Source organism: Brevibacterium otitidis (assembly GCF_042429315.1).
Classification (GTDB): domain Bacteria; phylum Actinomycetota; class Actinomycetes; order Actinomycetales; family Brevibacteriaceae; genus Brevibacterium; species Brevibacterium otitidis.
Window position 1 is genome coordinate 14,115 of sequence record NZ_JBHMAU010000022.1, and the last position, 26,375, is coordinate 40,489.

Annotated in this window: 23 protein-coding genes, 1 tRNA gene and 2 pseudogenes; 7 read left to right on the plus strand and 19 right to left on the minus strand. The window is 67.2% G+C overall.

Annotated elements, in window-relative coordinates:
- Positions 1 to 3 precede the first annotated feature (3 nt).
- The 10 genes and pseudogenes from ACFFN1_RS02240 to ACFFN1_RS02285 all read right to left on the minus strand — a co-directional run bounded on the left by ACFFN1_RS02240 (position 4) and on the right by ACFFN1_RS02285 (position 10,965).
- Positions 4 to 1,113 (minus strand): dihydroxy-acid dehydratase domain-containing protein, encoded by a 1,110-nt coding sequence (locus ACFFN1_RS02240; RefSeq protein ID WP_376838189.1) that lies wholly within the window; start codon positions 1,111 to 1,113, stop codon positions 4 to 6.
- Between the two features lie 128 nt (positions 1,114 to 1,241).
- Positions 1,242 to 1,643: pseudogene (locus ACFFN1_RS02245) on the minus strand (dihydroxy-acid dehydratase domain-containing protein); the annotation flags it as partial.
- Positions 1,644 to 1,678: 35 nt separating this feature from the next.
- Positions 1,679 to 2,869: an NAD(P)/FAD-dependent oxidoreductase gene (locus ACFFN1_RS02250; protein ID WP_376838192.1), complete on the minus strand. Its 1,191-nt coding sequence runs from the start codon at positions 2,867 to 2,869 to the stop codon at positions 1,679 to 1,681.
- A gap of 75 nt (positions 2,870 to 2,944) precedes the next feature.
- The gene (locus ACFFN1_RS02255) at positions 2,945 to 3,541 is read right to left on the minus strand and encodes an RloB family protein (protein ID WP_376838194.1); all 597 of its coding nucleotides are present in this window, start codon (positions 3,539 to 3,541) and stop codon (positions 2,945 to 2,947) included.
- A 1-nt stretch (position 3,542) separates the two neighbouring features.
- Positions 3,543 to 4,862, minus strand: a complete 1,320-nt coding sequence (locus ACFFN1_RS02260; RefSeq protein ID WP_376838196.1) for an AAA family ATPase — start codon at positions 4,860 to 4,862, stop codon at positions 3,543 to 3,545.
- Positions 4,863 to 4,922: 60 nt separating this feature from the next.
- Entirely contained in the window at positions 4,923 to 5,270 is a 348-nt protein-coding gene (locus tag ACFFN1_RS02265; protein WP_376838198.1) for a hypothetical protein, read from the minus strand.
- A 20-nt stretch (positions 5,271 to 5,290) separates the two neighbouring features.
- A complete protein-coding gene (locus ACFFN1_RS02270; RefSeq protein ID WP_376838200.1) occupies positions 5,291 to 6,097 on the minus strand; it encodes a Bax inhibitor-1/YccA family protein in 807 nt (268 codons plus the stop codon).
- 146 nt (positions 6,098 to 6,243) lie between these two features.
- Entirely contained in the window at positions 6,244 to 7,881 is a 1,638-nt protein-coding gene (locus ACFFN1_RS02275) for an AbgT family transporter (RefSeq protein ID WP_376838202.1), read from the minus strand.
- Positions 7,882 to 8,076: 195 nt separating this feature from the next.
- Complete coding sequence (locus ACFFN1_RS02280) at positions 8,077 to 9,162, minus strand: inositol-3-phosphate synthase (protein WP_376838204.1); 1,086 nt, start codon at positions 9,160 to 9,162, stop codon at positions 8,077 to 8,079.
- A 207-nt stretch (positions 9,163 to 9,369) separates the two neighbouring features.
- Positions 9,370 to 10,965 (minus strand): peptide chain release factor 3, encoded by a 1,596-nt coding sequence (locus ACFFN1_RS02285; protein WP_376838206.1) that lies wholly within the window; start codon positions 10,963 to 10,965, stop codon positions 9,370 to 9,372.
- 104 nt (positions 10,966 to 11,069) lie between these two features.
- On the opposite strand from ACFFN1_RS02285, the gene ACFFN1_RS02290 reads away from it, so the two are divergent.
- Complete coding sequence (locus tag ACFFN1_RS02290) at positions 11,070 to 11,456, plus strand: hypothetical protein (RefSeq protein WP_376838208.1); 387 nt, start codon at positions 11,070 to 11,072, stop codon at positions 11,454 to 11,456.
- Between the two features lie 46 nt (positions 11,457 to 11,502).
- Here ACFFN1_RS02290 and hrpA read toward each other — a convergent pair whose 3' ends face one another.
- Entirely contained in the window at positions 11,503 to 15,645 is a 4,143-nt protein-coding gene (hrpA, locus tag ACFFN1_RS02295; RefSeq protein ID WP_376838209.1) for an ATP-dependent RNA helicase HrpA, read from the minus strand.
- Positions 15,646 to 15,688: 43 nt separating this feature from the next.
- On the opposite strand from hrpA, the pseudogene ACFFN1_RS02300 reads away from it, so the two are divergent.
- From ACFFN1_RS02300 to ACFFN1_RS02315, 4 genes and pseudogenes are all read left to right on the plus strand, one after another.
- Positions 15,689 to 16,341: pseudogene (locus tag ACFFN1_RS02300) on the plus strand (excinuclease ABC subunit A); the annotation flags it as partial.
- 86 nt (positions 16,342 to 16,427) lie between these two features.
- Complete coding sequence (locus ACFFN1_RS02305; protein WP_376838211.1) at positions 16,428 to 16,898, plus strand: hypothetical protein; 471 nt, start codon at positions 16,428 to 16,430, stop codon at positions 16,896 to 16,898.
- A 251-nt stretch (positions 16,899 to 17,149) separates the two neighbouring features.
- Entirely contained in the window at positions 17,150 to 18,076 is a 927-nt protein-coding gene (locus ACFFN1_RS02310) for an AEC family transporter (protein WP_376838213.1), read from the plus strand.
- A gap of 93 nt (positions 18,077 to 18,169) precedes the next feature.
- Positions 18,170 to 19,618, plus strand: coding sequence for a TIGR01906 family membrane protein (locus tag ACFFN1_RS02315; RefSeq protein ID WP_376838215.1), 1,449 nt, complete (start codon positions 18,170 to 18,172; stop codon positions 19,616 to 19,618).
- Positions 19,619 to 19,685: 67 nt separating this feature from the next.
- Here the strand turns inward: ACFFN1_RS02315 and ACFFN1_RS02320 are convergent, their stop codons facing one another.
- From ACFFN1_RS02320 to ACFFN1_RS02345, 6 genes are all read right to left on the minus strand, one after another.
- Complete coding sequence (locus ACFFN1_RS02320; protein ID WP_376838217.1) at positions 19,686 to 20,486, minus strand: potassium channel family protein; 801 nt, start codon at positions 20,484 to 20,486, stop codon at positions 19,686 to 19,688.
- Between the two features lie 69 nt (positions 20,487 to 20,555).
- Positions 20,556 to 20,927, minus strand: a complete 372-nt coding sequence (locus tag ACFFN1_RS02325; protein ID WP_376838220.1) for a hypothetical protein — start codon at positions 20,925 to 20,927, stop codon at positions 20,556 to 20,558.
- A gap of 224 nt (positions 20,928 to 21,151) precedes the next feature.
- A complete protein-coding gene (locus tag ACFFN1_RS02330) occupies positions 21,152 to 22,099 on the minus strand; it encodes a cation diffusion facilitator family transporter (protein WP_376838222.1) in 948 nt (315 codons plus the stop codon).
- A 35-nt stretch (positions 22,100 to 22,134) separates the two neighbouring features.
- Entirely contained in the window at positions 22,135 to 22,512 is a 378-nt protein-coding gene (locus ACFFN1_RS02335; RefSeq protein ID WP_376838224.1) for an ArsR/SmtB family transcription factor, read from the minus strand.
- A gap of 44 nt (positions 22,513 to 22,556) precedes the next feature.
- Positions 22,557 to 23,105 (minus strand): AAA family ATPase, encoded by a 549-nt coding sequence (locus tag ACFFN1_RS02340; RefSeq protein ID WP_217007642.1) that lies wholly within the window; start codon positions 23,103 to 23,105, stop codon positions 22,557 to 22,559.
- Between the two features lie 55 nt (positions 23,106 to 23,160).
- Positions 23,161 to 23,234, minus strand: a tRNA-Leu gene (locus ACFFN1_RS02345).
- 114 nt (positions 23,235 to 23,348) lie between these two features.
- On the opposite strand from ACFFN1_RS02345, the gene ACFFN1_RS02350 reads away from it, so the two are divergent.
- The gene (locus tag ACFFN1_RS02350) at positions 23,349 to 24,230 is read left to right on the plus strand and encodes a hypothetical protein (protein ID WP_376838226.1); all 882 of its coding nucleotides are present in this window, start codon (positions 23,349 to 23,351) and stop codon (positions 24,228 to 24,230) included.
- Positions 24,200 to 24,541 carry a hypothetical protein gene (locus ACFFN1_RS02355; RefSeq protein WP_376838228.1) on the plus strand — a complete coding sequence of 114 codons (342 nt, stop codon included), beginning with the start codon at positions 24,200 to 24,202 and terminating at the stop codon, positions 24,539 to 24,541. The genes ACFFN1_RS02350 and ACFFN1_RS02355 overlap by 31 nt, the downstream gene beginning before the upstream one ends.
- A 30-nt stretch (positions 24,542 to 24,571) precedes the next feature.
- On the opposite strand, the gene ACFFN1_RS02360 is transcribed toward ACFFN1_RS02355, so the two are convergent.
- Entirely contained in the window at positions 24,572 to 25,402 is an 831-nt protein-coding gene (locus ACFFN1_RS02360; RefSeq protein ID WP_376838230.1) for a hypothetical protein, read from the minus strand.
- 14 nt (positions 25,403 to 25,416) lie between these two features.
- A complete protein-coding gene (locus tag ACFFN1_RS02365) occupies positions 25,417 to 26,304 on the minus strand; it encodes a hypothetical protein (RefSeq protein WP_376838231.1) in 888 nt (295 codons plus the stop codon).
- Between the last annotated feature and the right edge of the window lie 71 nt (positions 26,305 to 26,375).

The window sequence follows — 26,375 nt, forward strand, 5'->3', positions numbered from 1 at the left end:
GGGTCAGCGCGAGTCAGTGTTGAGACCTGCGGCGGTGAGGAAGTCGAAGTCGCAGCCGGCATCGGGTTGGAGCACATGCTCACGGTGCAGGCGGGCATACCCGCGCTCAGCCGTCATCGGTTGCATGACCGGTTCGCGCGCGGCGAACTCCGCGGCGGGCACGCAGTGATCGATCGTCCCGGCACCAGCGTCGATCTCGACGATGTCCCCTGTGCGCAGCTTGGCCAGCGGGCCGCCGACCGCGGATTCGGGAGTGACATGCAGGATGACGGAGCCGGTGGAGGTGCCGCTCATGCGGGCATCGGAGATTCGGGTCATGTCCTCCACGCCCTGCTCCATGAGCTTCCGCGGTATCGGCAGGTGCCCGACCTCCGGCATCCCCGGCGCGCCGATGACGCCGAGGCCGCGCAGGACGAGGATCGTCTCCGGGGTGACGTCGAGATCGGGATCGTCGATGCGGGCGTAGAGATCGTCGAGGCCGTCGAAGACGACCACGGGGGCGCGCCTGACAGCAGGCGCGCCGGCGGCCAGCTTCATGACGCAGCCGCCCGGGGCGAGGCTGCCGCGCGTCATCCGCAGTGCGCCGCGCTCGGCGATCGGGTTCTGAGTGTCCCGCAGTGCCGGATGTGCTGCGGCCGGGGCGCGTTCGGCCAGCACCTCTGACCAGCGTCGGCCGTCCCCGGCGAGCGCGTCGGTGTCGATGCGATCGCTGAGCCGGCGCATCACCTCGGGAATGCCGCCGGCGGCGTCCAGGTCGTCGAGCAGGAAGCTGCCTGCTGGTCGCACATCTGCCAGCACCGGGGTGGTGCGCGACCACTGTTCGAAGCGTTCGATGCCGATGCGCAGCCCGGCCCGGCCGGCGATCGCCTCCAGGTGGATGAGCGCATTCGTCGAGCCGCCGAGCGCCGTGATGACGCGGAAGGCGTTCTCCAGGGAGGCCATCGTCACGAGCTCGCTCGGTCGCGGCCAGGGATTGTCTGCTGCGGTGAGGACCGCGCCGGTGAGCCGAGCGATCTCGCGCCGGGCGCTGCTGGCGGCAGCCGGCAGGGTGGAGCCGGGCGGAGCGAAGCCCAACACCTCGGCGATGGCCGCCATCGTCGTAGCGGTGCCCATGACATTGCAGGTGCCTTCTCGCAGACCGGCCAGACATCGTCGACGGTGAAGGCGTCATTGTCCTGGAAGCAGGACACCGGGCGCGGGCCGGCGGCCAGCACCAGCGCGGGGATGTCTGCGCTGATGGCGCCCATGAGCTGGGCCGGGATCGTCTTGTCGCAGCCGCCGAGCAGGATGCCCCCGTCGATCGGTGAGGCGAGGATCATCTCCTCGACGTCCATGGACATGAGGTTGCGCAGGTACAGACTCGTGGGCCGAGTGTAGGGTTCGGAGATCGAGATGGTCGGGAACTCCAGCGGCAGGCCACCGGCCTCGCGCACCCCTGCCTTCACCTCGGCGGCCAGGTCTCCGAGCCCTGCATTGCACGGGTTGAGCTCGCTGGCGCTGCTGGCGATGCCGATGACCGGTGAGCGTCGCACGTCCTCGGCGCTGAAGCCGCCGCCGCGCAGGAACGCACGGTGCAGCAGTCCGTCCTGGCCTGGATCTGCGAACAGGCGACCGCCGTCGCGTGAGATGCCGCGCTGAGACATGGGGACTCCTCCTTGAGCTTCTGGTGTCGCGGCCGTCAGCGGCCGAGCAGCTGTTCGGCGATGCGCTCACCGGTGATGGGGCCGAAGACGATGCCCCACATGCCGTGGCCGGTGGCGGCGGTGACGCGCTGGGCGACGCGGCGCATGACGGGCCGGCCGTCGGTGCTGACCGGTCGCGGGCCCACCCAGTGGTCGCGGGTGTCTGACAGTTCGATCCCATCGAGCAGCGGCGCGACCTGGGAGACGATCGCCTCGATGCGCCCGTGCCGCGGCGGTGCGTCCGGGTGGGCGAACTCCATGGTGCCGGCGACCCGGATGGCACCCTGATACGGGGTGAGCACGACGCGCTGTGCCGGCAGGTAGACCGGCCCCTCGGGCAAGTGCCCGCGATCGGCATCGACGGTGAAGGAGTAGCCGCGGCCGGCGGCCTGCCCGGTCATGGCGCTGCGGCCGGCGACAGCGCGCAGCACATCATCGGACCAGGCACCAGCGGCGACCACGAGCTCATCGGCGGTGTGGGCGGCTCCGGACTGGTCAACGACGCTGACGGATTCGGAACCGGCATGCCCGGCCACCACCTCGGCGCCGGTGATGATCTGCACGCCGGCCCGTTCGGCCAGCGCGGCCAGCGACCGGCAGTACTCCCCCGGGTCGATGTACGCCTGGCCGGTGACCCGGAGAGCCGCGGTGACGCGGTCGGTGAAGTACGGCACGGTGCGCGGGTCGAGGCGGCAGCTGCCGACCTCGACGCCGAGGTCGGAGATCTGCGCCAGCTCGCCGGCGAAGCTGACGATCGTGTCATTGTCCTCAGCGCCGATGGTGTAGTCGGCACGATTCACGGGGCTCGTGACCCCGGCCTCGGCGAGGCGGTCGAAGGCCGGCAGCGCCTCGCGGGCCAGCGGCGCGTTGGCGCGCAGAGCTGCCTGGTAGCGGCCTTCGGTCATCTGGGAGGCGAACTTCGCTAAGAACACCGTCAGCGCTGGGGTGATGCGGGAGAAGGTGAGCGGGGCATGCGGCTTCGTCACCGCGTCGATGCCGTGCTTCCAGCCGCCGGGCACGGCCAGCGGTGTCGCGAGCCCCGGACACACCCAGCCGGCATTGCCCCAGCTGGCTCCGGCAGCAGTGTGGCTGCGTTCGAGGACGGTGACCTCGGCTCCGCGCTGGGCGAGCTGGTAGGCCGTGGCCAGTCCGATGATTCCTGCTCCGACGATCAGCACCCGTGTCATGGGGCCAGTCTGTCATGTGTGCGGCGGCCGAGGCAGGGCTGAGAGACGGGGCTCAGGCCAGCGCGCGGCGAGCGCCTACTCGGGGGCGAGAAGACGGACGAGCAGCGGAAGCGCCGATGAGGACACCGGCCCGATTCTGCCGGAGCTCAAGTCCGGGTCTGCTGCACGTGCCGTCTCGCAGGCACTGTCGACGTTTTCGAAAGGGAAGCTGGTCGCCAGGGCCTTCTTCTGCACCAATCCATGCTTAGCCATGAGCTCATCGAGCTGCTTGGCAGAGAGCTTGGGGCGCTTGTTCTCGACGTGCCAGTAGAGCCAGATCTCAAACTTCACATTCGACACCAGAATCATGTTGCCTTCATCGTCTGCCAGCTTGATTGCATTCGGAAGGCCCGCGTGCTCATCGACGTCGACAAGGCAGACACTGGTGTCGAAACCCTTCTGCTTCGCCTCTTCCCTCTCGCGGATCTCGATGCATTTCTGCACCACCCGCAGCGGGTCTTTGCCGACGCCGACGGTTCGCACTGACGCCGTCACGTTCCTGCTGCGCAGATGGCTGTTGAGGCGTTCCACGTACTGCGGCTCTGTCGCTCTGCCCTCCGTGACGACGAGGATCCTTCGCGCTTCCTGCCGCCGGGGTCGGCGCGACTTCGTACGCTTGTGGTGGCGAGCCACGTCAGGACTCTCCAGCTGTCACGAGGGCCGCGAAGGAACTGGGAGACAGACGCGGGATGCCGCCGTATCTGCCGGTGAGGTAGCGCCGCGCGACATTCGCATCTGGGTGCTTGGGGAAGTCCGCCAGGCACGTCAGCTCAGTCACACCCTCATCCGTCTTATCCGTCAGCCACACCTGCTCAGGTTCGAGGCTCAGATCGCTGAGCGAGGAGAGAATGTACGACTCGTGGCTGGTGAAGATGAGCTGGGCATGGTGGACATTGACCTCAGGGTCGGCGAAGACACCCAGCATCACCTCGAGGAGATGCGGGTGGAGGCTGGCGTCGATCTCGTCGACCACCAGCAGCCCACCGCGGCGCAGGACCTCCAGCGCAGGCACCGCGATCGCCAGCCAGGCTATGGTTCCGTCGCTCTCATCGTGGATGGTGAAGCGCGGACTCTCGGGCTCAGCTCCGCGGTGACTGAATACGAGCCGCCGCACGACCTGCGCCAGATTCTCCTCGTCAAGATCCAGCTCTCCGTCATCGGCAGCCTCCTCAGCTTCATCGCCGCGGATGTCTGACATGAAGCGCATCACGGCCTTGCGGACATGCTCAGGAAGATCCGCCTCCTCGATCTCGACGTTGGTGACACCGATGTCGGCTGCCTGCAGCAGCAGGAGCAGGTCTGCGAAGCTGATCGCGCCGTTGGCAAGTGCATCGGCGATGTCGATGAGCCGGGCTTCACGATGCGAGTCCTTCACCGAGACCGCATCAAAGCTCGACACCAGGGCTTCGGCAATGCCATGCAGGGGCGATGCGGGAAGGAGCCGTGCGCGGCTGAGGGCGAGTTCGCGCGGGGTGACGGCCACCTGGCCTCGCGACCCGGCGCCAGCCGCCAGCGCACGTCCTTCGCCTTGGCGATCCAGGAGTGTGCGCCAGCGGGTTCGCGGCACATCCCGCAGCCACTCGGCGCGAATGCCGTCGGCATCGACCTCGAAGCCGTAGACGTGGCGACGGCCGTCATAGACGAAGTGCATCTCATACAGGCTGGACGCGGCGCGCGAACGGGCATCGAGCCGGAAGGGCTTGCGCCGCATGTGCTTCGACGCCTGCCAGGTCGTCGCTGATTCGGCGATGGCACTGAAGAAATAGATGACGGCGTCGAGGAGCGCGGACTTTCCGGTTGCGTTTCCGCCGAAGACGCCGGCCATCGTGTAGGTGGCATCTTCCCAGCTGCCGCCCTTCGGCGAGAGGGTTCTGAGCGCAGGCTTCGTGAAGTCGAGAGTGACCTCGTCACGGATGCTGCCGTGATTGCGTACGGTGAAGCTGAGAAAGAGCATATCTGGACAGTAGCACACCCAGATAGCCGAATTTCACGTTTTTCGTGAAATATGGACCTCTCAGGCCAGCGCGCGGCGCAGGTCGACGGCGAGGTCGTGGGCCTGTTCTGTGACGGCGGCGCTGGCGCCGTATTCGGGTGCGCAGTCGAGCAGCAGCACGACGAGCTGGTCGGCGAGCACCCGGTCCCCCAGATCTGGCACGGCGGGTACGGCACCGGTGCGGCGCCCGCGGAGGCTGAGGTCGGCCAGCTGCGCAAGGGCGGCGCGGATGAGCTGGCGGCGGGTGCGACCGTCGGCGCTCACGGCATCAAGGGAGTGTTCGCGGTGCGGTGAAGCGGCCAGGGAGGTGACGCGCAGACGAAGACGGCGGACCTCCTCGTGGAGGCCCGCCGCTGCTTCAGCTCTCATGTCTGTGTGCGCTGTCCCGGTCAGTTCTGCCGGAAGTACGACAGCAGGCGCAGGATCTCGATGTAGAGCCAGATGAGGGTCACCATGAGCGAGAACGCGCACGTCCAGGAGTACTTCTCCGGGATGCGGTGCTTGACGCCCTGTTCGATCATCTGGAAGTCGGCCACGAGCGTGAGCGAAGCGAGGATGACGGCCACCGCGCTGATGACGACGCCCAGCGGCATCTCACCGAGGATCGGCAGGTTGATCATGATGCTGCGGGCGTTCATCGCTCCGCCGGAGAACATTGCGAAGCCGAAGTTCACGAGCGAGAAGATCGCGTAGCCGCCGACGGCGAGCATGAGGAACTTCATGAAGCCGCCGCTCATGCGGATGACGCGGAAGCGGAAGAGCGCGAACATCAGGGCGAAGACCGACAGTGTCGCGAGCACGGCCTGGACGACGATGCCGTCGTAGACGGTGTTGAAGATGCCGGAGATGCCGCCGAGGAAGATGCCCTCGACACCGGCGTAGGTGAGGATGAGGGCCTTGCTCGGCTCACGTTTGAAGGCGTTGACGAGTCCGAGGACGAGGCCGGCGAGCGCGGCCGGGAGGGCCAGCATCGGCACGAACCAGCCGATGACGGCGCCGGCGAGCAGCACCGCGAAGCAGATGCCGGTCTTGACGAGCACATCGTCATAGGTCATGACGCGTTCGTCGACCGGACGCTGCGGCTGCGCCGAGGGCGCCATGTACATCGAGTTGAGCTCTTCGGCACTCGGGGTGGCGGGCTGATTGCCTGCCTTGATCCCCTGTTCCAGGCCGCGACGAACGAGCGGGTTGGCCATCCGTTACCTCCGGTGATCGCATGTGGGCGTCGCCGGCGTGGTGGCGCGGCGACTGGCACCAGTCTAGCGAAGGAAGCTGAGCGCCTGCTGAAGCGCCCGCGCCTGGTGAGAGGTGTTATGCACCCGTTACCGGCAGTCCGGCCGGATCACATTCCGTAGCTCGTCTGGGCGCCGGGGCCCATCGGGATGCCGGTGGCCCACCAGACGAAGAACAGGATGCCCCACACGATGAACATCGCGAACGACAGCGGGATCGTCAGCGACAGCAGCGTGCCGATGCCGGCGTCCTTCTTATAGCGCTGGATGAAGCCGAGGATCATGACGAAGTACGGGCTCATCGGCGAGATGATGTTCGTCGTCGAATCGCCGATGCGGTAGACCGCCTGCGTGATCTCCGGGGCGATGCCCAGCAGCATGAACATCGGGATGAGCACCGGCGCCATGAGCGTCCACAGGCCGGAGCCGGAGGTGATGAACATCGCGCCGACCGCGGTGAGCAGATAGCCGCCGATGAGGATGAGGAAGGTCGTGGCACCGATGCTTTGGAAGAACTCCGCGCCGCGGATGGCGAGGATGACGCCGAGCTTCGACATCGAGAACAGCGCGAGGAACTGGGAGGCGGCGAAGAACAGCACGAGCACCTGCACGAACGGGGCGACGCCCTTGACCATCATCTCCGGGATGTCGTTGGGGTGCTTGATCGAGCCGGTGGCCACACCGTAGACGATGCCGAGGACGAAGAAGCCCATGCCGATGATCGGGGCGATGCCGGCCATGAGGCCCGACTCCATCGTGAAGCCGCCGTCGGCGTCGCGCAGGAAGGAGTTCTCAGGCCACGCGATGGCGAAGCAGGCGGCGGCGCCGAGGATCGCGACGACGAGCGTGATGACGAGCCCGCGCTTCTCGATCGCGGTGACCGGGGCGGAGAGGTCCTGGTCCTGCACGTCGCGGCCGGCGGTCTGCTCCCCTGCCGCGCCCGAGGCGGCACCCGCCTCGGCATCGGAGGCGGCGGATTCCTCCTCGGTCAGCTCCATCTGCTCGCCGCGCTTGTTCAGCAGCAGCTCGGTGACGATCGTGATCGCCAGGGCGACGGCGAACATCGAGACGAAGTTGAAGTAGAGGTTCGCCACCGGGGTGACGGTGTAGCTGTCGTCGATGATGTGGGCGGCAGAGGTGGAGATGCCGCCGAGGATCGCATCGAGGCTGTTGACGAACGGGGCGGCGGAGTAGCCGCCGGACACTGCAGCGTAGGCGACCGCGCAGCCGATGACCGGGTTGCGGCCGACGGCCTTGAAGGCGAGGCCGCCGAGCGGGATGACGATCATGTACGAGGCGTCCGAGGCGATCGAGGCGGCCGCACCGACGAGTGCGACGACCGGGGTGACGAGCCGCGGGGACACGTTCGTCAGCGCGAAGCGCATGATCGTGGGGAAGAGACCGGACTGCTCGGCGACCGCGACACCGAAGAGCACGACGAGCACGAGGCCGAGCGCTGGGAAGGTGACGTAGTTGTTGGTGATGCCGGCGACGATCTCGCGCAGGCTGTCCATCGACAGGAGGTTGACGACGGCGACGTCTTCTCCGTCAGAGGGGTTGACGGCGGAGACACCGGCGCTGGCGAGCCACCAGGACAGCAGCATGACGATGGCGGCGAGGCTGAGGAACAGCCAGAAGGGGTGCGGCAGCTTGTTGCCGGCCTTCTCGATGACGACGAGAAGCTTCATGAGCCAGCTGAGGCTCTCGTCGGCTTTCGGCTTCTCGGGGTGGGCTGCTGCGGTGGACACAGGGGGATCCTTTGCTCGGAGACATCGGCGGCTCCGTGTGGAGCATGTCACTACTACAGCACAGGATTCACTCAGAATCGATGTTTTCGGGCAGGAAAAGTTGTGATCTGGACAGCAGAGGACAGGGTCTGCGGCGGACATGACAGTGCCCTGACGCAGATGCGTCAGGGCACGTGCCTCAGCTCAGCTTCCGGCTCAGCGTTCGATGCGTCCGGCGATGAAATCCTCGACCGCCTGGCGGGCGAGCTCATCGTTCTGCTGCTCCGGCGGGGACTTCATGAAGAAGGACGAGGCGGAGATGAGCGCACCGCCGACACCTCGGTCCAGGCCGATCTTCGCCGCGCGGATCGCGTCGATGATGACGCCGGCGGAGTTCGGCGAGTCCCACACCTCGAGCTTGTACTCCAGTGAGACCGGAGCATCGCCGAAGTTGCGGCCTTCGAGGCGGACGTAAGCCCATTTGCGGTCATCGAGCCACTGCACATAGTCAGAGGGGCCGATGTGGACATCCTTGTCGGCCAGCTCAGCGGAGGTGTTCGAGGTGACGGCCTGGGTCTTGGAGATCTTCTTCGACTCCAGGCGCTCGCGCTCGAGCATGTTCTTGAAGTCCATATTGCCGCCGACGTTGAGCTGGTAGGTGCGGTCGAGCACGACGCCGCGGTCTTCGAACAGGCGGGCCATGACGCGGTGGGTGATGGTCGCACCGATCTGGCTCTTGATGTCATCGCCGACGATCGGCACACCGGCGGCGCGGAACTTCTCGTCCCATTCCTTGGTGCCGGCGATGAACACCGGCAGGGCGTTGACGAAGGCGACACCGGCGTCGATCGCGGCCTGCGCATAGTATTCGGTGGCCTGCTGGGAGCCGACCGGCAGATAGCAGACGAGCACATCGGCCTGCGCATCGCGCAGCGCCTGGGCCACGTCGACCGGTTCGGCATCGGATTCGGTGATCGTCTCGCGGTAGTAGCGGCCGAGTCCGTCGAGCGTCGGGCCGCGCTGCACCGTCACGCCGATGGGGGCGACATCGCAGATCTTGATGGTGTTGTTCTCACTCGCCCGCATCGCATCGGCGATGTCGAGGCCGACCTTGGCGGCGTCGACGTCGAAGGCGGCGACGAACTCGAGGTCGCTGACGTGGTAGTCGCCGAAGTTCACGTGCATGAGACCGGGGATGGTGTCCTCTGGCGAGGCGTCAGCGTAATAGGTGACGCCTTCGACGAGGGAGGTTGCGCAGTTTCCCAGTCCGGCGATGGCCACGCGAATCGGTTGAGTTGCCACTGTGTTGTCGACCTTTCGTAAGAAAGCCTTCTGAGAGAATGAAGCGGTGCGCCTGCGGGGCGGGTTCGAAGACTCTCGCTCCATCTGAAGGCACAGACGTCCATCTTAGTCCGGTCCGGAAACCGTTCAAAACCGAACGACCTGTGATTCTTGTCCGGCGAGACCCACGCCCGAGGCGGTGGCTGGGCGTCGTGCCGCAGGCCGGCTTCAGGAGACGACGAGCGGTTCGAGCACGAGGTCCGGGTGCTGGCGTTCGACCCCTTGGAGCCGCCAGCGGTCGGAGAAGAGGGCGAGCAGCTCCCCATCAGAGCGGGAGAGCACCTCGACGGAGCGTTCGCGGGCGAGCGTCGGCACGGATTCGGCCACGGTGCGCCGGGCGATCGTGTACGGCAGCGGTTCGAGTCTGCAGGGGGCGTTGAACTCCTGGACCATCCGGTCCTCGGCCACCTCGAACTGCATCGGGCCGACCGCGCCGAGCACCGGAGCCTGGTCGCCGCGCAGATCCGAGCGCAGCACCTGCACGACGCCTTCGTGGTCGAGCTGTTCGATGCCGCGGCGGAACTGCTTGTACTTCGAGGAGTCCTTCGCCCGGATGACCATGAAGTGCTCCGGTGAGAAGGTCGGGATGCCGGGGAATTCGACTGGCTGATCCAGGTACAGCGAGTCTCCGACCCGCAAGGCGGAGGCGTTGACGAGGCCGACGACGTCACCGGGGAAGGCTTCGTCGATGACGGCGCGGTCGCGGCCGAAGACCTGCTGGGCGTACTTCGTGGCGAACGGTTTGCCGGTCGCGGCATGGGTGACGACCATGCCGCGTTCGAACACGCCGGAGCACACGCGGATGTAGGCCAGCCGGTCGCGGTGGTTGGCGTCCATCCCGGCCTGCACCTTGAACACGAAGCCGGAGAACGGCGCGTCGACCGGCCGGTCCGTCCCATCCTTGTCCGCCCGCGCCTCGGCGGCGGGGGCGAGATCGACGAGGGTGTCGAGGATCTTGTGCACCCCGAAGTTGAGCACCGCGGCAGCGAACATCACCGGCGTCGACTTCGCTGCGAGGAAGGCCTCCTGGTCGTGGTTCTGCTCCTCCATCTCCAGCAGCTCCGACTCATCGACAGCGGTGGTGAACGCTTCGCCTTCGAGTGCTTCGGCCGCCTCGGCGTCCATCGTCTCCTCACCGGCGATCGAAGCGCCGCCGTCGGTGCGGGTGTACTTCGTATAGGTGCCGTCCGCGCGGTTGAGCACTCCGCGGAAGTCACCGGAGACACCCACCGGCCAGGTGAGCGGGGTCGGCAGCATGCCGGTGCGCTCCCGGATCTCGTCCATGAGCTCGAGCGGTTCGAGGCCGGGGCGGTCCCATTTGTTGATGACGGTGATGATGGGGATGTTGCGGTGGGCGCAGACTTCGAAGAGCTTCATCGTCTGCGTCTCCAGGCCTTTGGCGGCGTCGACGAGCATGATCGTGCAGTCGACCGAGGAGAGCACCCGGTAGGTGTCTTCGGAGAAGTCGGCGTGGCCGGGGGTGTCGATGAGGTTGAGGACGGCGTCGCGGTACTCGAACTGCAGGGCGGCCGAGGAGATCGAGATGCCGCGCTCCTGCTCCATCTTCTGCCAGTCCGACACCGTCGCCCGGCGGCCGGCCTTGCCGTGGGTGGCGCCGGCCTGCCCGATGACCCGGGCATGCAGGGCGAGCGCCTCCGTCAGGGTCGACTTGCCGGCATCCGGGTGGGAGATGACCGCGAAGGTGCGCCTGCGGGCGGCCTGTTCGCGGATGGTCTTCGAGCTGCAGTCACCGGTGGAAGTCACCCGAGTGAGTCTAGTACTTTGGGGATGGCGCAGGCATCCTGCCCCTGCGCCGCTGCCTTCTTTCCCAGCGCCGACCACCCGTTCCAGATGATGCCGAGGACTCCATGAACCAGCACGACGAGTACTCGCACGTCGCCCGCGACCCGCACCGCCGCGACCGCTTCCTCATGGCGCTGCCGCTCATCATCGCAGCTCTCATCAGCGCGCCGCTGCTGTGGCTCTCGCTGCGGTTCTCCTTCCTGCTCGGCCAGGTCATCTACTATGCGGTGCTGCTCGGCTCCTCGGCCGGGCGGATGCTCGGCCTCGGGGTGCTCTCGCTGCTCGGCGTCATCGGGCTCATCGGCGTGCTCGTGTGCCTGTGGCGCGGCTTCAAGCAGCGGACCTGGAAGTGGCGGCTGAGCTGGGCTGCCGGCATGCTCGGCTGCGCCGCGCTCAGTGCCGCCCCGCTGACCTGGGCGCTGTTCGGCAACGCCACCGATCTGCCGCTGTAGCGGCAGCCGCACTGAGCACGCAGCGCTCAGCCACAGCGCGCCGCCCTCACAGCGCGGCGAGGGCCTTGTGGATGCGGGTGTCGCTGACTGGATGCGCGGTCGGCAGATGCTGGGCGTAGTAGGACACCCGCAGCTCCTCGACCGACCACAGCACGGCTGCCCACTCAGCCGGCACGGCAGCCGCCTGCACCGGCACGGGCTTGCCGGCCGCCTCGGGAAAGGCTTTCGCCAGCGCCTGCTCGACCTTCCCAGCCACAACCGCGATCCGGTCCATGAGCTGCCGATCGCGCGGCGGACTGTCCTGCATCTTCGCCACCCGGTGCTCCGCGGCCTGCAGGTAGACAGGGAAGCGGGCGAGCGCGGCGGCCTCGGTGATCTCGAAGACTTCGGCGGTGAGCAGGTCGATGAGCCAGGAGCGCACATCGGCCAGCTGCTGGACGAGCACGAGCGATGAGGCCTGGCTGATGGCCTTGTCGACCGCGGTGGCCCGGGTGAGGATGTCGACGACGAGCCCGACCGCCCGGGTCGCCTCTGCGATGAACCCGGCGTCGATCTGCCGGAAGACGCTGTCGAACTCCTCCTGCGTGCGCACGACCGTGTCCGTGCCGAGCAGCCGGTCGACCGCGATCCGGGCACACGAGCCGAGCAGCTCCGGCCGCGGCTGCGGGTTCGCCGCGCCGAAGCCGGTCTTCGCATGTCCGGCGAGCACGAGCTTCTCATTCGTCGACAGGTGTTCGGCAACATAGTCGGTGCGGGTCCTGAGCGCGCGGACGATCAGCCGGATGAGCCCGGCCCGCGTCTGCCGGGCGGCCTCCTCGGCGGTGGCGAAGGCGGTGAGGGCCACGGAGTCGCGGTCATCGCGCAGGCCCGGATGCACCTCGGTGTCCCCGCCGGTGGCCACCGGCCTCGGGTCGAAGGTGAAGTCCCAGCTGCGGATGCCGGTGCGTTCGGTGAAGCGGATCGCCGCGGCCGCTCGCTCGGCCGGTCTGGGTGCCGGAGCCGAGGCGGTGAGTCGGCTGGGATCGCGGGTCGGCTTGGAGGTTCTGCCGCCCTTTCGGGTGGTGTATTCGATGACGAGGTGGGCCGGCAGCCGCGCGGTGTCGAAGTCGCTGGCCTCAACGGTGATGGGCACGGGATCCATGAGCTCTCCCCCGCCGGCGCGGGCGGTGAGCTCGGCGGCGAGCACCTCGGGCAGGCGGCCGGAATAGGGTTCGACGGACTCGAGGATCTCGCGGGCGACATCCGGGGCGGGCACGAAGTAGCGGCGCTTGGCCTTCGGCAGGGAGCGGATGAGCGCGGTGACGAGCTCATGGCGCAGGCCGGGCACCTGCCAGGTGAAGACATCGGTGTCGATATCGCCCAGGGACTCCGCCGGCAGTTCGACGGTCACTCCGTCGGTGTCCTGGCCGGGCGCATAGGCATAGTGCAGCTTCGCTTCCGAGCCGTCCGGCAGCTCCCAGGTAAGCGGGAAGTCGCTGGCGGCGCGGGCGGACATATCAGCGGAGTCATCGGCAAGCAGCGCATCGGGGGCGATGTCGAGGAACTCCGGTTCGCTGCGCCGCTTCTTCTTCCACCACGAGTTGAAGTGCGCACCGGAGACGATCGTGGCCGGCAGCCGTTCATCGTAGAAGTCGAAGAGGACATCGTCTTCGGCCAGCAGCCGGTGATCGCGCATCCGGGAGGCGATCCGTTCGGCCTCGTCGACGGCCTGGGCGTTGCGGGCGAGGAAGGGGTGGCGGTCGTTCCACTCCCCGGCGATGAGGGCTTCGCGGATGAACATGTCGCGGGCGGCCTCTGGGTCGATGCGCCCGTAGCCGATGCGCTGATCGGAGATGAGGGTGACGCCGTAGAGGGAGATCCTCTCATAGGCCATCGCCTGACCGCCCTTCTTCGACCAGTGCGGTTCGGAGTGCTGGCGGGTGACGAGGTCGCCTGCGGCTTCGACGATCCATTCGGGTTCGACCGCGGCGACCATCCGGGCCCACAGGCGGGAGGTTTCGACGAGTTCGGCGGCGACGACGACCTCGGGCGCGGACTTGAACAGCCCGGAGCCGGGGAAGATCTGGAACCTCGCCCCGCGTGCGCCCTGATAGTCGTAGCTGCGGCGCTTGGGCCGCCGCTCTCCCGGCCGCGGCTTGGTCTCCGGGGCGCGCACGCCGATCATCGACAGCAGACCGGTCAGCAGCGCGCGGTGGATGGCCGCGGCATGCGGGTCCATGCCGGCATCCGGTTGCGCGGCCTTCCCGCGGCCACCCTGGCGACGGCTCTGACGACCGCTCTGGCCGGCACTCGGGTGGGCGGTGCCCTCGGCCTCCTCGGCGCCGGGCCGCCACTGCGAGCGTTCGATCGTCACGCCGATGCCGCCGAGCAGGTGGCGCAGCTGGGTGACGAGGTCCTGCCATTCGCGCACGCGCACGAAGTTGATGAACTCCGCCTTGCACAGCCTGCGGAACTTCGACGACGACAGGGCGGCGGCGTTGTCGGCGAGGTGGTTCCACAGGTTCAGCAGGGTGAGGAAGTCGCTGTGCGGATCGGTGAAGCGGGCGTGGAGCTCATCGGCGTGCGCGCGCACCTCAGCCGGGCGTTCGCGCGGGTCCTGGATGGACAGACCTGCGACGATGACGGCGACTTCGCCGCCGCAGCCGGCCTCAGCGCCGGCGAGCACCATGCGGGCCAGCCTCGGGTCGATCGGCAGTTTGGCGAGCATCCGGCCGATCTTCGTCAGCCGGATCCGGCCGGTCTCATCGGTGCGGGTGGCGCCGAGTTCGCCGAGCAGCACGCGGCCATCGCGCACCGCCCGGGTCTCCGGCGGGGTGAGGAACGGGAACGAGGTGATGTCGGCTTCGGTCTGCGCGAAGCCCAGTGAGATCATCTGCAGGGTGACGCTGGCGAGGTTGGTACGCAGGATCTCCGGGTCGGTGAACTCAGGGCGGGTGTCGAAGTCGTCTTCCGAGTACAGGCGGATGCAGATGCCCTCGCTCGTGCGTCCGCAGCGGCCCATGCGCTGGTTGGCCGAAGCCTGGGAGACGCGTTCGATCGGCAGCCGCTGGACCTTCGTGCGGTTGGAGTACCGCGAGATGCGGGCGGTCCCGGCGTCGATGACGTACTTGATGCCCGGCACCGTCAGCGAGGTCTCAGCGACATTGGTGGCCAGTACGATGCGCGGCCGGTCATGCGGTGCGAACACGCGCTGCTGCTCCCCTGCCGAGAGCCGGGCGAACAGCGGGATGACCTCCCACTCGGCGAACCTGGGCCCCTTCTGCTGCAGGTGGGCGGCGAGCGCATCGGCGGTGTCGCGGATCTCGCGTTCGCCGGAGAGGAAGACGAGGATGTCGCCGGGGGCTTCGCGGGCGAGTTCGTCGACGGCGGTGAGGATCCCCTCGGTCTGGTCGGCGGCTCCTGCTTCGTAGTCGCCGTCGGCGCCGGGGCCGTCAGGGTCGTCGTCGCTGGCGGTGTCATCGGCCAGCGGACGATAGCGCACCTCGACGGGATAGGTCCGCCCGGACACGCTGATGATCGGTGCCGGGCCGGCGGCGGTGGCGAAGTGCTCGGCGAAGGACTCCGGGTCGATTGTCGCCGAGGTGATGATGACCTTGAGATCGGGCCGCTGGGGCAGCAGGCGGGCGAGCGCGCCGAGCAGGAAGTCGATGTTCAGGCTGCGTTCGTGGGCCTCATCGATGATGATGACCTCGTAGTCGCGCAGCTGCCGGTCATGCTGGAGTTCGGCGAGCAGAATGCCGTCGGTCATGACCTTCACCCGGGTGGCATCAGCGACCTGCGAGGTGAAGCGGACCTGGTAGCCGATGCCGGCGCCGAGCTCCTGGCCGAGTTCGTCGGCCAGACGGGCGGCGACTGCGCGGGCGGCGATGCGGCGGGGCTGGGTGTGGCCGATGAGCCCGGTGATGCCGTAGCCGAGTTCGAGGCAGATCTTGGGTATCTGGGTGGTCTTTCCCGAACCGGTCTCACCGGCGATGATGACGACCTGGTGAGCACGGATCGCCTGTGCGATCTCCGCACGGTGCTCGCTGACCGGCAGCTCGGCCGGATACGTGATGGCGATATCGAGGCCGGCGCGGGCAGCCCGGCGGGCAGCAACGCGCTGGGCGTGCTGTCGTGTGGAAGGGCGATCAGGGCGGTCGCTGCGCGAGCGCGCGCCGCGGCGCCGGCGGCCAGGCCGAGAGTCAGACATATCCCCACCAGGTTAACCGGCTTTCCCCGTTAAGGGCGCGGGAGGAGCCACCTGTGAGGGCGAGGGATCGGTCATGGTCGAGCTGCCGTTCCTGCCGTCGGTGTATACAGAATGCCCCGACTGCCACGGCACGCGCTACCGGGCCAGCACGCTGGAGATCGAGTGGCGGGGACGCACTATCGCCGACATCCTCGCGATGAGTGCGGAGGAAGCCCACGCATTCTTCGAGGGCGAGTTCGACATCATGCTCTCTTACTGCGCTCATCGATGTGGGCCTGGGTTACCTGCGTCTGGGCCAGCCCGCCACCGAACTGTCCGGCGGCGAGGCACAGCGCGTGAAGCTTGCCAGCGAACTGCAGCGTGCCCAGCGCGGCGACACCCTAGTATGTGCTGGATGAACCGACCTCTGGCCTGCACTGTTCGGACAGCGACCGACTGATGAACCACCTGCAGACGCTTGTGGATGCGGGCAACATCGTGGTGATGGTTGAGCTCGATATGCAGATCGTCGCCAACGCCGACTACGTCATCGACATGGGGCCCGGTGCCGGCGACAACGGCGGCCAGGTGGTTGTGACAGGCACTCCCGCTGAGGTTGCTGAGGCTGATTCGAGTGCGTCGGCACCGTATCTGGCCGCAGCCCACCAGCCCGCCAGAGGAGAGCAGCTGCGACTTTCGCACAATACCGGCCGATGAGCAGAAGCGGTAGCGTGATGAGGAGAAGCGCTCCGAAAGAATGAAGCAGAGCGGAGGAGAGCTCACAGCACTTTGGAGGAGTATCAATGGCTCGCCGCACGTCGTTCATTTCTCTCGCCTGGCCGATTCAATTGGTGCTCTGGCTGTCCATGCTCGCGCTCGTCGTCATTCTGATCGCGCTCTGGAATGCGCTTGATACGTGGCTCCTCATCCTGTTGACGATCGTCACCATCGCGTCCCTGTGGCTCGCACTCGCCACGAGCGTATTCAAGGTGTCTCTCGACGATTCGAGGTTCACCGCCGGGTCACTGCTCGGCTGGCCCCAGCTGTCCGTCGATGTGGCGGATATCGAATCGGTGCGGATCGTGGATGTGAAGCCCCTGGGTGAGTTCTTCGGCTGGGGCTACCGCATTCGGGGAGCCCGCGATAAGGGGATCATCACCCACGGCGGCACAGGGCTCGAGATCAGGTCTCGGGACGGTTCGCTCATCACCGTCACACTCAGCGACGCCTCGGCTTTCGCCGAGGACATTGAGCGCAGCACGCTGTCGGGCTGACAGTCCGAGCAGCCGCAACACCGGCAGCCCCCGCTGGGGCTCATGCGTTCTCCTGGGCGGACGCCGCGTGCAGATGGAAAGCGGATTCGATAGTGTCCACAGCGAAACCGGAGCCGGGCGAGACCGGAACTGGACTCTGCGACCCCGGTACTGTCGCAGGCTCGCGACCCAGCGCCACCTGCAGCGCAGCCCGGCTGATGACCGTCCGCCGGGCGGATGAACGCCCCTGAGAGTAAGGAACCGACCGCACCGTGCTCGATGTGCTCGAAGGCTTCGGCGTCATCTCCGTCGTCGTCCTCGCCGGTCTGCTGCTCGGCCGCTCCGGAGTGCTCGGGCCCACCGGTCAGCAGGTGATCGCCCGCGTCGTCTTCTACGCCGCCACCCCGTCGCTGCTCTACATCACGATCTCCTCGACCGACATCGGCGCGATCTTCTCCCCTGCCCTGCTGGCCACCGGCGGCTCGGCAGCGCTCGTGTTCACCGGCATCTTCGCCTTCACCCTGTGGGCACGGCGCCGCAGCCTCGGCGAGGCGACGGTGAGCGCCATGGCCTCCGGCTATGTCAACATCGGCAACCTCGGCATCCCCATCGCCACCTATGTGCTCAAGGACCTAAGCTTCGTCGCCCCCGTCCTGCTCTTCCAGCTCATCCTGCTCAGCCCCATCATCATGATGCTGCTCGACTCGACGCGGACAGAGACCGGCAGCGAATGGTGGAGTCCGCTCATCATGGTGCTGCGCAACCCCATCGTCATCGGCGCCGGCCTCGGCGTGGCCGGGTCGCTGACCGGCTGGCAGCTGCCCGAGGTGGTCCACGAACCGGTGAGCATGCTCGCCGGCATGTCGGTGCCGGGCATGCTGCTGGCCTTCAGCATCTCCCTCAAGGACGGCTGGAAGCTCCCACCGGCCGGTTCGCGCCGCCAGCTGCTCATCATCACGGTCACGAAGCTCGTCGTCCAGCCGTTCATCGCCTGGCTCATCGGCGGGGTGCTGCTCGGCTATGAGGGCCTCATGCTCATGGGCATCGTCGTGACCTCGACCCTGCCGACCGCGCAGAACGTCTACATCTACGCGATGGAGTACAAGGCCGCCACCCAGCTGGCCCGCGATGCGGTGTTCATCACGACGATTCTGTCTGTGCCGGCCGTCATCGTCGCCGCCCTCCTCTTCGGCGTCTGAGCCGCCCCGGCCCGCACGCGCCTGCGGCCCCGACTTGCCGGATAATGCGTGTCGCTCCCTGTGCAGTGAAGCCGGAGAGCGAACAATGGGACTGTGGCTACCGACGATCCGAAGAACCCCGATGACCTGTTGTCACGGCGGATGAGCTCAGGCACCGATGCTGAGACCTCCGCCGAGCCGAACGACGGCACCTCCGACACCGGCAGCCACTCCCACAACGGCCACTACACCGGCGAGCACATCGCCGAGGACGCGACCTTCACCATCGACGACTCCCCCTCCGGCACGGGGCCGGCTGGCGACTCTGACACCGGCAGCGCTGGTGCCGCGCCCGAGGCGGGCACGGCTGAGCAGGCGCCGCTGAGTGAGGAGACGGTCGAGTTCGACCCGATCGGCCACCGCAACAAGGAGCTGCGCGATCGCGCCTTCGCCGACAGCTCCCCGGAGGACCCGGACGCCACCGTCGCGCTCCCGCCGATCCGCTCCGCGGAGCCGGCCACCGCCTCGGGAGCGGATGCTGCGCCGGAAGCCGCCGGCACCTCGGGAACGGTAGCGACCACCTCGGGAGCGGCCACGACGGCAACGGCCGTGGCACCCACCCAGCAGATCAGCGCCCACGAGAAGGACGATTCACGCTCCCGCGACGTCGATATGCCGACTGAGCGGCGCACCACCGCCCTCGATGTCATCGGCACCATCTGGATTGCGCTGACGACCCCGTTCGTGCTCACCGGCCTTGGGGTGCGGCTCATCGCCTCGGGCCTGTTTCTGAAGTTCGAGTACTTCTGGCGGCCCGGCTTCCCGGCCGACACCTACGGCTTCACCAACGACGACCGGCTGCACTACGGATCCTACGTCGTCGACTACCTCAACAACTTCGACTCCAGCCGGTACCTCTCCGACGTCGTGCTGCCCAACGGGGTGCCGCTCTTCCAGCCCGAAGAGATCGCCCACATGGAAGACGTCAAGGACCTCGTGTCCCTGCTCTACCTGATCGCCGTCATCGGCGCGATCGGCATGCTGCTCTTCGGCCTGTACATGTCACGGGCCAACGGGCCGGGCCTGCGCCACGCGCTGCGCTTCGGCGCACTGCTGACGATCATCGCCTTCCTCGCCCTCGGGGCGCTGGCGATGCTGGGCTGGGACCGGTTCTTCACCCAGTTCCACGCGATGTTCTTCGACGCCGGCACCTGGGAGTTCTACGTCGACGACGCCCTCATCCGCCTCTTCCCCGGCCAGTTCTGGGTTGACGCCGGCATCGCCGCAGCAGCGATCGTGCTGCTCATCTCCGCGCTCATCCTCGCACTGTCGTTCATCGGCCGCCGGCGTGCTGAGCGCAAGGAGCGCTCCCACGAACGCCGCAGGAACAAGGCTGAGAAGAAGGCCGAGCGCCGCAGCGACCGCGGCGAGCTGCCCGACCCGGCCACCCAGGCGAGCGGCCCACGCGAGGCGGGTACCGCCTCGGCGCCGGAGGAGACCACCCGCCCGGTCACGGTCCGCCCGCAGCAGCCGGAGGACCCGGCCGGCACGACGCGCAGCTGACGCGTCCCCACAGATCCTTCCCCCATCGACCCGAGTGGCTGTTTCCCCTGCCACTCGGGTCGAACTCTTATAAGTCGAGGCGTTCGCGACGCGGGCGCAGCACGCCGGCCGGTTCATCGGCCAGCTCGCCTGCGTGGGCGCCGTGGTGGCGTTCGTGCAGCTCGGCGGTCTGTTCGCTCAAGTGCCGGGCCTCGGCCTCCTCGTCTTCGGAGACGACGTCGACGATCCACGAGGCCAGGGTTGCGGTCACCGAGCCGATGAGGGCGATGCCGCAGATCATGAGCCCGACGGCGATGAACCGGCCGAGTGCGGTGATCGGGAAGTGATCGCCGTAGCCGACCGTCGTGATCGTCACGACCGCCCACCACAGCGCATCGACGAAGCTTGTGATGTTCGCCCCCGGGGAGTTCTGCTCGGCGTCGAGGACGGCCAGTGCTGCGACGAAGACGAGCACGACTGAGGCGGTGCAGATGAAGAGGGTGACTTTGCCGCGCAGGCGGGCGCCGGCGGTGCGGTGGATGAACCCGATGAGGGTGATGAGGCGCAGCAGGTACAGCGGCCTGAGGAACGGGAAAATGACGAGGGCGAGTTCGTGCAGGTGCGTCCAGAACCACAGGAAGCGGCGCCGGACGAGGATGAAGCTGACGATGTAGTCGATGGCGAAGACGACCCACATGGCGAGCATGACGCGTTCGGGCCACATGATCTCCGAGGGCCGCAGGTTGCCGATGACGACGTAGGCGTAGGCGGCTAAGAAGATGACGGCGGCGATGGCCATAGGCCATTCGGTCAGCTGCTGCCACCGCTGGTAGCGACTCTGCGGTACCGCGGTGTCTCGTGTCTGTGTGGTCTGTCTCGCCTCGCTCATGCTGATGTCAGTGTCGCATATGCGCAGGTGCGAGGGGTGGTGCGTGCCGTCTGCCGGCGGTCGTGTCGGCTACTGCTGGGCGCCGGACATGAGCCGCGGTTCGGCCAGTGCCGGGGTCTCAGTGACGGCCGGCGCCGGCGCCGAGGCGGGGGTCGCCGGGGCCTCGAGGGGCTGGGTTTCGACGCGTGCCGGGTTCGGAGCGATGCGGCTCATGAGGGTGGCGATGAGGAAGATGCTGCCGAAGAGTGCTGCCATGACGCCGACGAGGGTGGCGGTCATCGTCATGTGGTGAGTGAGTCCGGTGGGCGTGCGCAGCTCCCCGGAGATGTAGGCGAACACCCAGATGACGGCGCAGGCGGGGGCGGCCACGAGGAGGAACCGGATGATGAGCTCTTTGAGCATCGTGCTTCTTTCGGCTTCGGCAGGTTCTCGGTTGTGCATCGGATTCTTATCGGCCTGGTGCGGCTGTTCGGGTGCCGCTCCTAGTGACAAGGCTAGCTGAGTGAACTCTGCGAATCAGCCGGTGTTATCGTCCTGTGCCGCATATTTCGGGATTGAGATATGGTCCCGATGCTCCGCCGCTGGCAGGAGCATCGAGTGTGGTGTGCGCAACTGTTTTCACGACACGGCGTTACCGAATTGTGATATCCTGCTGGGTTGGGATGTTACGGATGGACTGTGTCGTGGCTCTCACGTCGGCGGATGTCCTCGGTCTCAAGCTGGAAGGTCGTGTGCTCGATCGAGATCGCGAAGTCCTCGGCGATGCAGCGGCGCAGCCCGTCGAGGATCTCGACAGCGTGCCCGTCAGTGAAGCAGGAGTCGTCGAGGACGACGTGGGCGCTCAGTGTCGGCAGTCCCGAGGCGACGGTCGAGGCGTGCAGGTCGTGGACGTCGATGACGTGGTCGACGGCGAGCATGTGTCGCCGGACCTCATCGAGGTCGAGGCCTGCAGGGGTGAAGTCCATGAGGATCCGGAACGCATCGCGCAGCAGGATGACAGCCCGCGGGATGATGAGGGCGGCGATGAGGAAGGCGGCCAGGGTGTCGGCGCGGGTGTAGCCGGTGGTGAGGATGAGGATCGCCGAGACCATGACGGCCAGGGTGCCGAGGGCGTCGACGAGGACTTCGAGGAAGGCTGCCCGCATGTTCAGGCTCGCCTTCCGCCCGGCTGCCAGGGCGAGCATTGCGGCGAGATTCAGGACGAGGCTGACGGCGGCGACGATGAGCAACGGGCCGGCGGCCACCTCGGGCGGGGCGGCCCAGCGGCGGATGCCATCGATGATCGCATAGATGCTCACACCGAGCAGCAGCAGGCCCTGGGCGAGTGCGGCGAGGCTTTCGAGGCGCCGGTAGCCCCAGGTGCGTTCGTTCGACGGCGGGCGGGCGATGAGGGTGACGGCGACGACGGCGATAAGCAGGCCGGAGGAGTCGACGAAGGAGTGGACGAGGTCGACGAGCAGGGCGAGGCTGCCCGACAGCCAGGCGCCGATGAGCTGGACGACGACGATGGAGGCCACGAGGCTGAACGCGATGAGCAGGCGGCGGCGCATGCCCGGTGAGCTGGCGGCTTCTGCGGCGCTGGGTCCGTGGCTGTGGTTGTGGTGTGCTCCCATGGTCTCCCCCTCCCCTGGTGCTGCGGGCTGTCGGTTCAGCTGGCGGCTGCTTGGTGCGGTTCGGCTGTGTGCAGGTGCTGACAGAGCACCGCATGGGCACCGGTGGCGGTGAGCACCTGTTCGGCTGCGGTGATGAGGCCGCGCAGCAGCTCTGGTTCGGCCAGCGCGTACCAGGTGGCCCGGCCTTCGGGCCGGGCGGTCAGCAGCCGACATTCGTGCAGGAACGCGATGTGCTTGCTCACCGTCGACTGCGCCAGGCCCATGTGCGACACGAGGTCGCGCACCCGGTGCGGGCCGGACGCTAAATGCTGGACGATCGCCAGGCGCGTCGGCTCGGCCAGCGCCTGGAACAGTTGCGCGTACGCGGTCGTGGCCGCTTCGTCGATGGGTGTCACATCAGCTTTCATCGCCATACGGCGATTATATCACCAGCTGCCGATATCTCGGCTGCGCTCGTTCACGCGCGGTGCTCGGCTGCGGTGAGGAACTGCCTGACGTGTCCCGGTGTGCGCAGCCGGTGGAAAGTCAGGTGCGCATTCTTCGGGTTGTTCATGGCCGCTTCGTATCGGCTCTGTCTGACAGGGTGAGCGTGCCAGGCCCACCAGACGATCGATTCCTCTCCCCTCCAGAAGAAGAGGCCCGACCAGCTTTCGCGATTGCCGTTCCACAGCTCTTCTCTGCTGCGTGCCCGGCGGATCGTGCGCCTGATGACGCGCCATGTCGAACGCACTCGGGATGGGTTGACCCACACGACCGTGTCGGCGCGGTCCCAGATGAGGGAACCGACGATGCTCTGGTAGTTGCCGTCGATGACCCAGGTGTCGTGAGCGACCTCCTGCTGGACACGGCGTCTGATCTCGGCCGGATCTGCTGGCGTCCAGTTCGGCTTCCAGTGCACGGCGTCGAGCTCCACATAGGGCGCGCCGAGGATCTTCGCGAGCTGCCGGGCAACGGTGGTCTTTCCGGATCCTGAGGAACCGACGACGGCGACTCTCTGCATTCTCATCTCTTCTCGGTGTCGCCGCAGTCCCGGCCAGGCAGCTTCACCTGGAAAAATACGGTGCCCCCAGTGGGACTCGAACCCACACTGAATCGATTTTAAGTCGACTGCCTCTGCCAATTGGGCTATAGGGGCGACGGAAGACAGTCTAACGGAGCAGTGCACGGCTGCCCGCGCTCCGCTCCGCCTTCGACCGCACACGCATCGATGAATCTCCTCGGGAGGGGCGTCAACCAATAGAATCAGTGCGTGGGAACGATTGACCGAGCGCAGCTGCTCCGCGACCTCAAGACCCTTGAGGACAGCGAATTCGTCGTGCTCACCGGGCAGATCGACGATCAGGCGCATGGCCACGAGATCGCTGCAGAGCTCGCCGCCGAAGCAGATCTGCCTGAGCTCAGCTACATCTTCATCCACCGTCAGACGATCGAACGGTCCTTTCATGCCGGCGGCAGTCTGCGGGCGCCTGTGCAGCTTCACTGGGGTGGCAGCTACGACCTTATCCTCGACCGTCTCGCCTATCTGCCGGAGCCGTGGGTGGCTCTCGACTTCGGCGAGGCTCACGCCTTCGAAGTGACGGTCCCGGAAGTCGGCTTCGAAGATGTCATCGAACTTCCGGAGCCCGACAGTCCTGTCCGGGAGATCCGGTCGGCGGCAACACAGCTGAGCGATGCCGGAGAGATGAACGACGATGCCCTCGAGTGGATCGTCGAGGTCCTCGGCAGCGGATCACCCAAAGCTCAAGCCGCCGTGCTGGACGTGGCCTCGCAGCGACTCCGGCTGTTCTCGAAGCGGTCATCGCCGCCTGGCCTGACGCCTATCGGGCCTATGGCGATTCTGCCCCGGTACGCCAGCTTCTCGACACGCTCTTCACGTCAAGTGACGACCGCTTTGCCGAAGTCCTGGCCTCCGCTGAACGTCAGCGTGCCTGGTCCTTCCGCAGGGACGCCGCCACAGTCCTGGCTGAGCGCCGTCCTCCCGATGCTCTGGCACGATTGCGCAAGCTCGCCAGGGCTCAGGACAGGCGCCATGGCGGAGCTTCCAATCCGCCTGCGGTGCGCGGGTATATCGAAGTGCTCGCAGCCGAAAAGAACATCTCCGTGGCGGAGGCAGCCGAGCAGGTCGCCATAGACAGCGGCTTCGCCGATGGCGCCCGCCAGGAAGCCGTCCAAACACTCCTCTGCGCCAGCCACCCGGGCCCCGAACCGCTGCGCTCTCCTCGCGGCGCCCTCGCGTACCTGCGGACAGGTCTCGGCACGCCAGAGCTGCGCAAGCGGGTGTTCGAAACCGGAGCTGACCACGGGATCTTCCTCGCCTCCGGGGCAGACCCCAAGGTGGAGCGCACACTCATCGACGATCTCCTCGTACTCACCGCCAGTGAGCAGTTCGACGTGCAGGAGGAGACTGTCGCGCGGCTGCGCGAACGGCTCAGCGAACTCTGACCGCCATGCACCACCCGTCGACTCAGCCGACTAGGAGGTCTTGACGGCGTTCGTCGAGATCTCGAACCCGTGCTCACCGCGGATGCAGACGACATCCCGGACCTCATCGGCGGTCCAGGAGTAGCCGTCGAAGTGCAGCACCTCGCCGTGATTCAGCACCGCGGTGTCACCGCCGTAGCTCTCGCCGTCCCAGTGCGCGTAGACGTGCTTGTCATGGTGTTCGAACTCGGCAGGCTCAGAGCGCGGAAGCACGATCGTCGTCGCGGCCACCTCCTCCTTCGCCAACCGGTCTTCGACCAGCGGGGCATCCGGCGGCATGCCGTTCATCGCATCGCAGCCCAGCTGACCGTCCTGGATGGCGCACTGGAAGTCACCGCTCGGAGTCGTGAAGCGCGCCCAGCTCCTGCCGGTGCCGAAGTCGAAGGGACTGCGCTGGAAACCGGGCATCGTGTCGATGTCTGCCGGACGCAGCAGCACGCTGGCCTCCTCGGTCTCGCCCTGCCAGCACGCCGCGGCAAGAGCGGTGCGGAACTCATCACCGGTGGTGAAGAGGCACCGCCAGGTGCCGAACTGCGGGTACCCGGAGGTGTGGGTGCCCTGCGGGCCGTCCTTGGCCCGTTCGGCCAGGTCGAGTGCATCAGAGCAGGTGGCGGCGTCGCTGGCGAGGTAGACGCCGATGTCCTCGCCTTGGAACTGTGCCTGGCCGCAGTAGCCAAGCGGGTCACCGTGCTCCCCCGCTCCCGAGGCGGTGGTGCCGTCTGCGGTCGCCGCCCCGTTTGCATCAGCGTCTGGGTTCTGGCAGCCGGCCAGCAGGACGGCCGCTAGGGCCAGCGGCAGGATCGCTCGGTGCTTGAGGCTCATGTGCCGTGTCCTGCTCAGTAGGTCGTGAACTTCTTCGAGGACATTTCGAAGCCGTGCTTGCCCTTGGCACACACGACTCCGCGGTCTTTGTCGGCGGTGCAGGAGAAGCCGGCGAAGTAGAGCACCTCGCCGTAGCCGAGCACCGGGTTGACGTCATCGATGCCGCCGTTCTCGTTGAAGTTTGTGTGCGCGGGATCGCCGAAGATCGCGAACTCAGGCGGCCCCTGTGCGTCGAGCACGATCGCGGTCGGCACGCCCTTCTCGTCCATCATCTCGTCGTAGATCTCGGGCACGCCCGGCGGCCACTCCTGGTGGGCATCGCAGCCCATCGACTCTGCGGAGATCGAGCAGTAGAACCGCTTGGCAGGGGTGGTGAAGAACGCCCTACCGTATCCCTGCTCGAAGTCATGCGGATTGCGGTGGACACCCGGCTGCACCGTGAGCCCCGCAGGCCGGAAGAGGACGGACTTCTGCTTGGCCTCGTCGAGCCAGCAGATCATCGAGTAGGCAGGCAGCGAGTCATCGGCTGGGCCGTACCCGCAGCTCCACTTGCCGACGATCATGCCGTCGCCGCTCTCATCCTCGACGCCCTTTTCGTCAGCGACCTGCTCCGCGAGCTCTCGAGCCTGCGGGCACGTGATGTCTCTGTGCCCGAGGTAGACGGCGGTGGGCTCGTGGAAATCGATGTCCCCGCAGTAGCCGACCGGGTCTCCGTGTTCGGGCATTGCTGCGGTGGCGTTCTCGGTCGAGACGACATCGGGCTGGCGTTCCTCGCTCGGCTGTGCCTCACTCGGCGCGGCCTCACCGCCGGGCTGCGTGTCACCGGATCCGACCTGGCAGCCGGCCAGCAGCGTCAGCGCTGCGATCGCCGTCGCCGCCCACGGCGTGCATCTCCTGCCCACGGCCATCACCTTCCCACGCAAGTCCGTGCTCTCGGGTCGATCCTAGCCGCAGCCCCACCACCTCGGGCGCG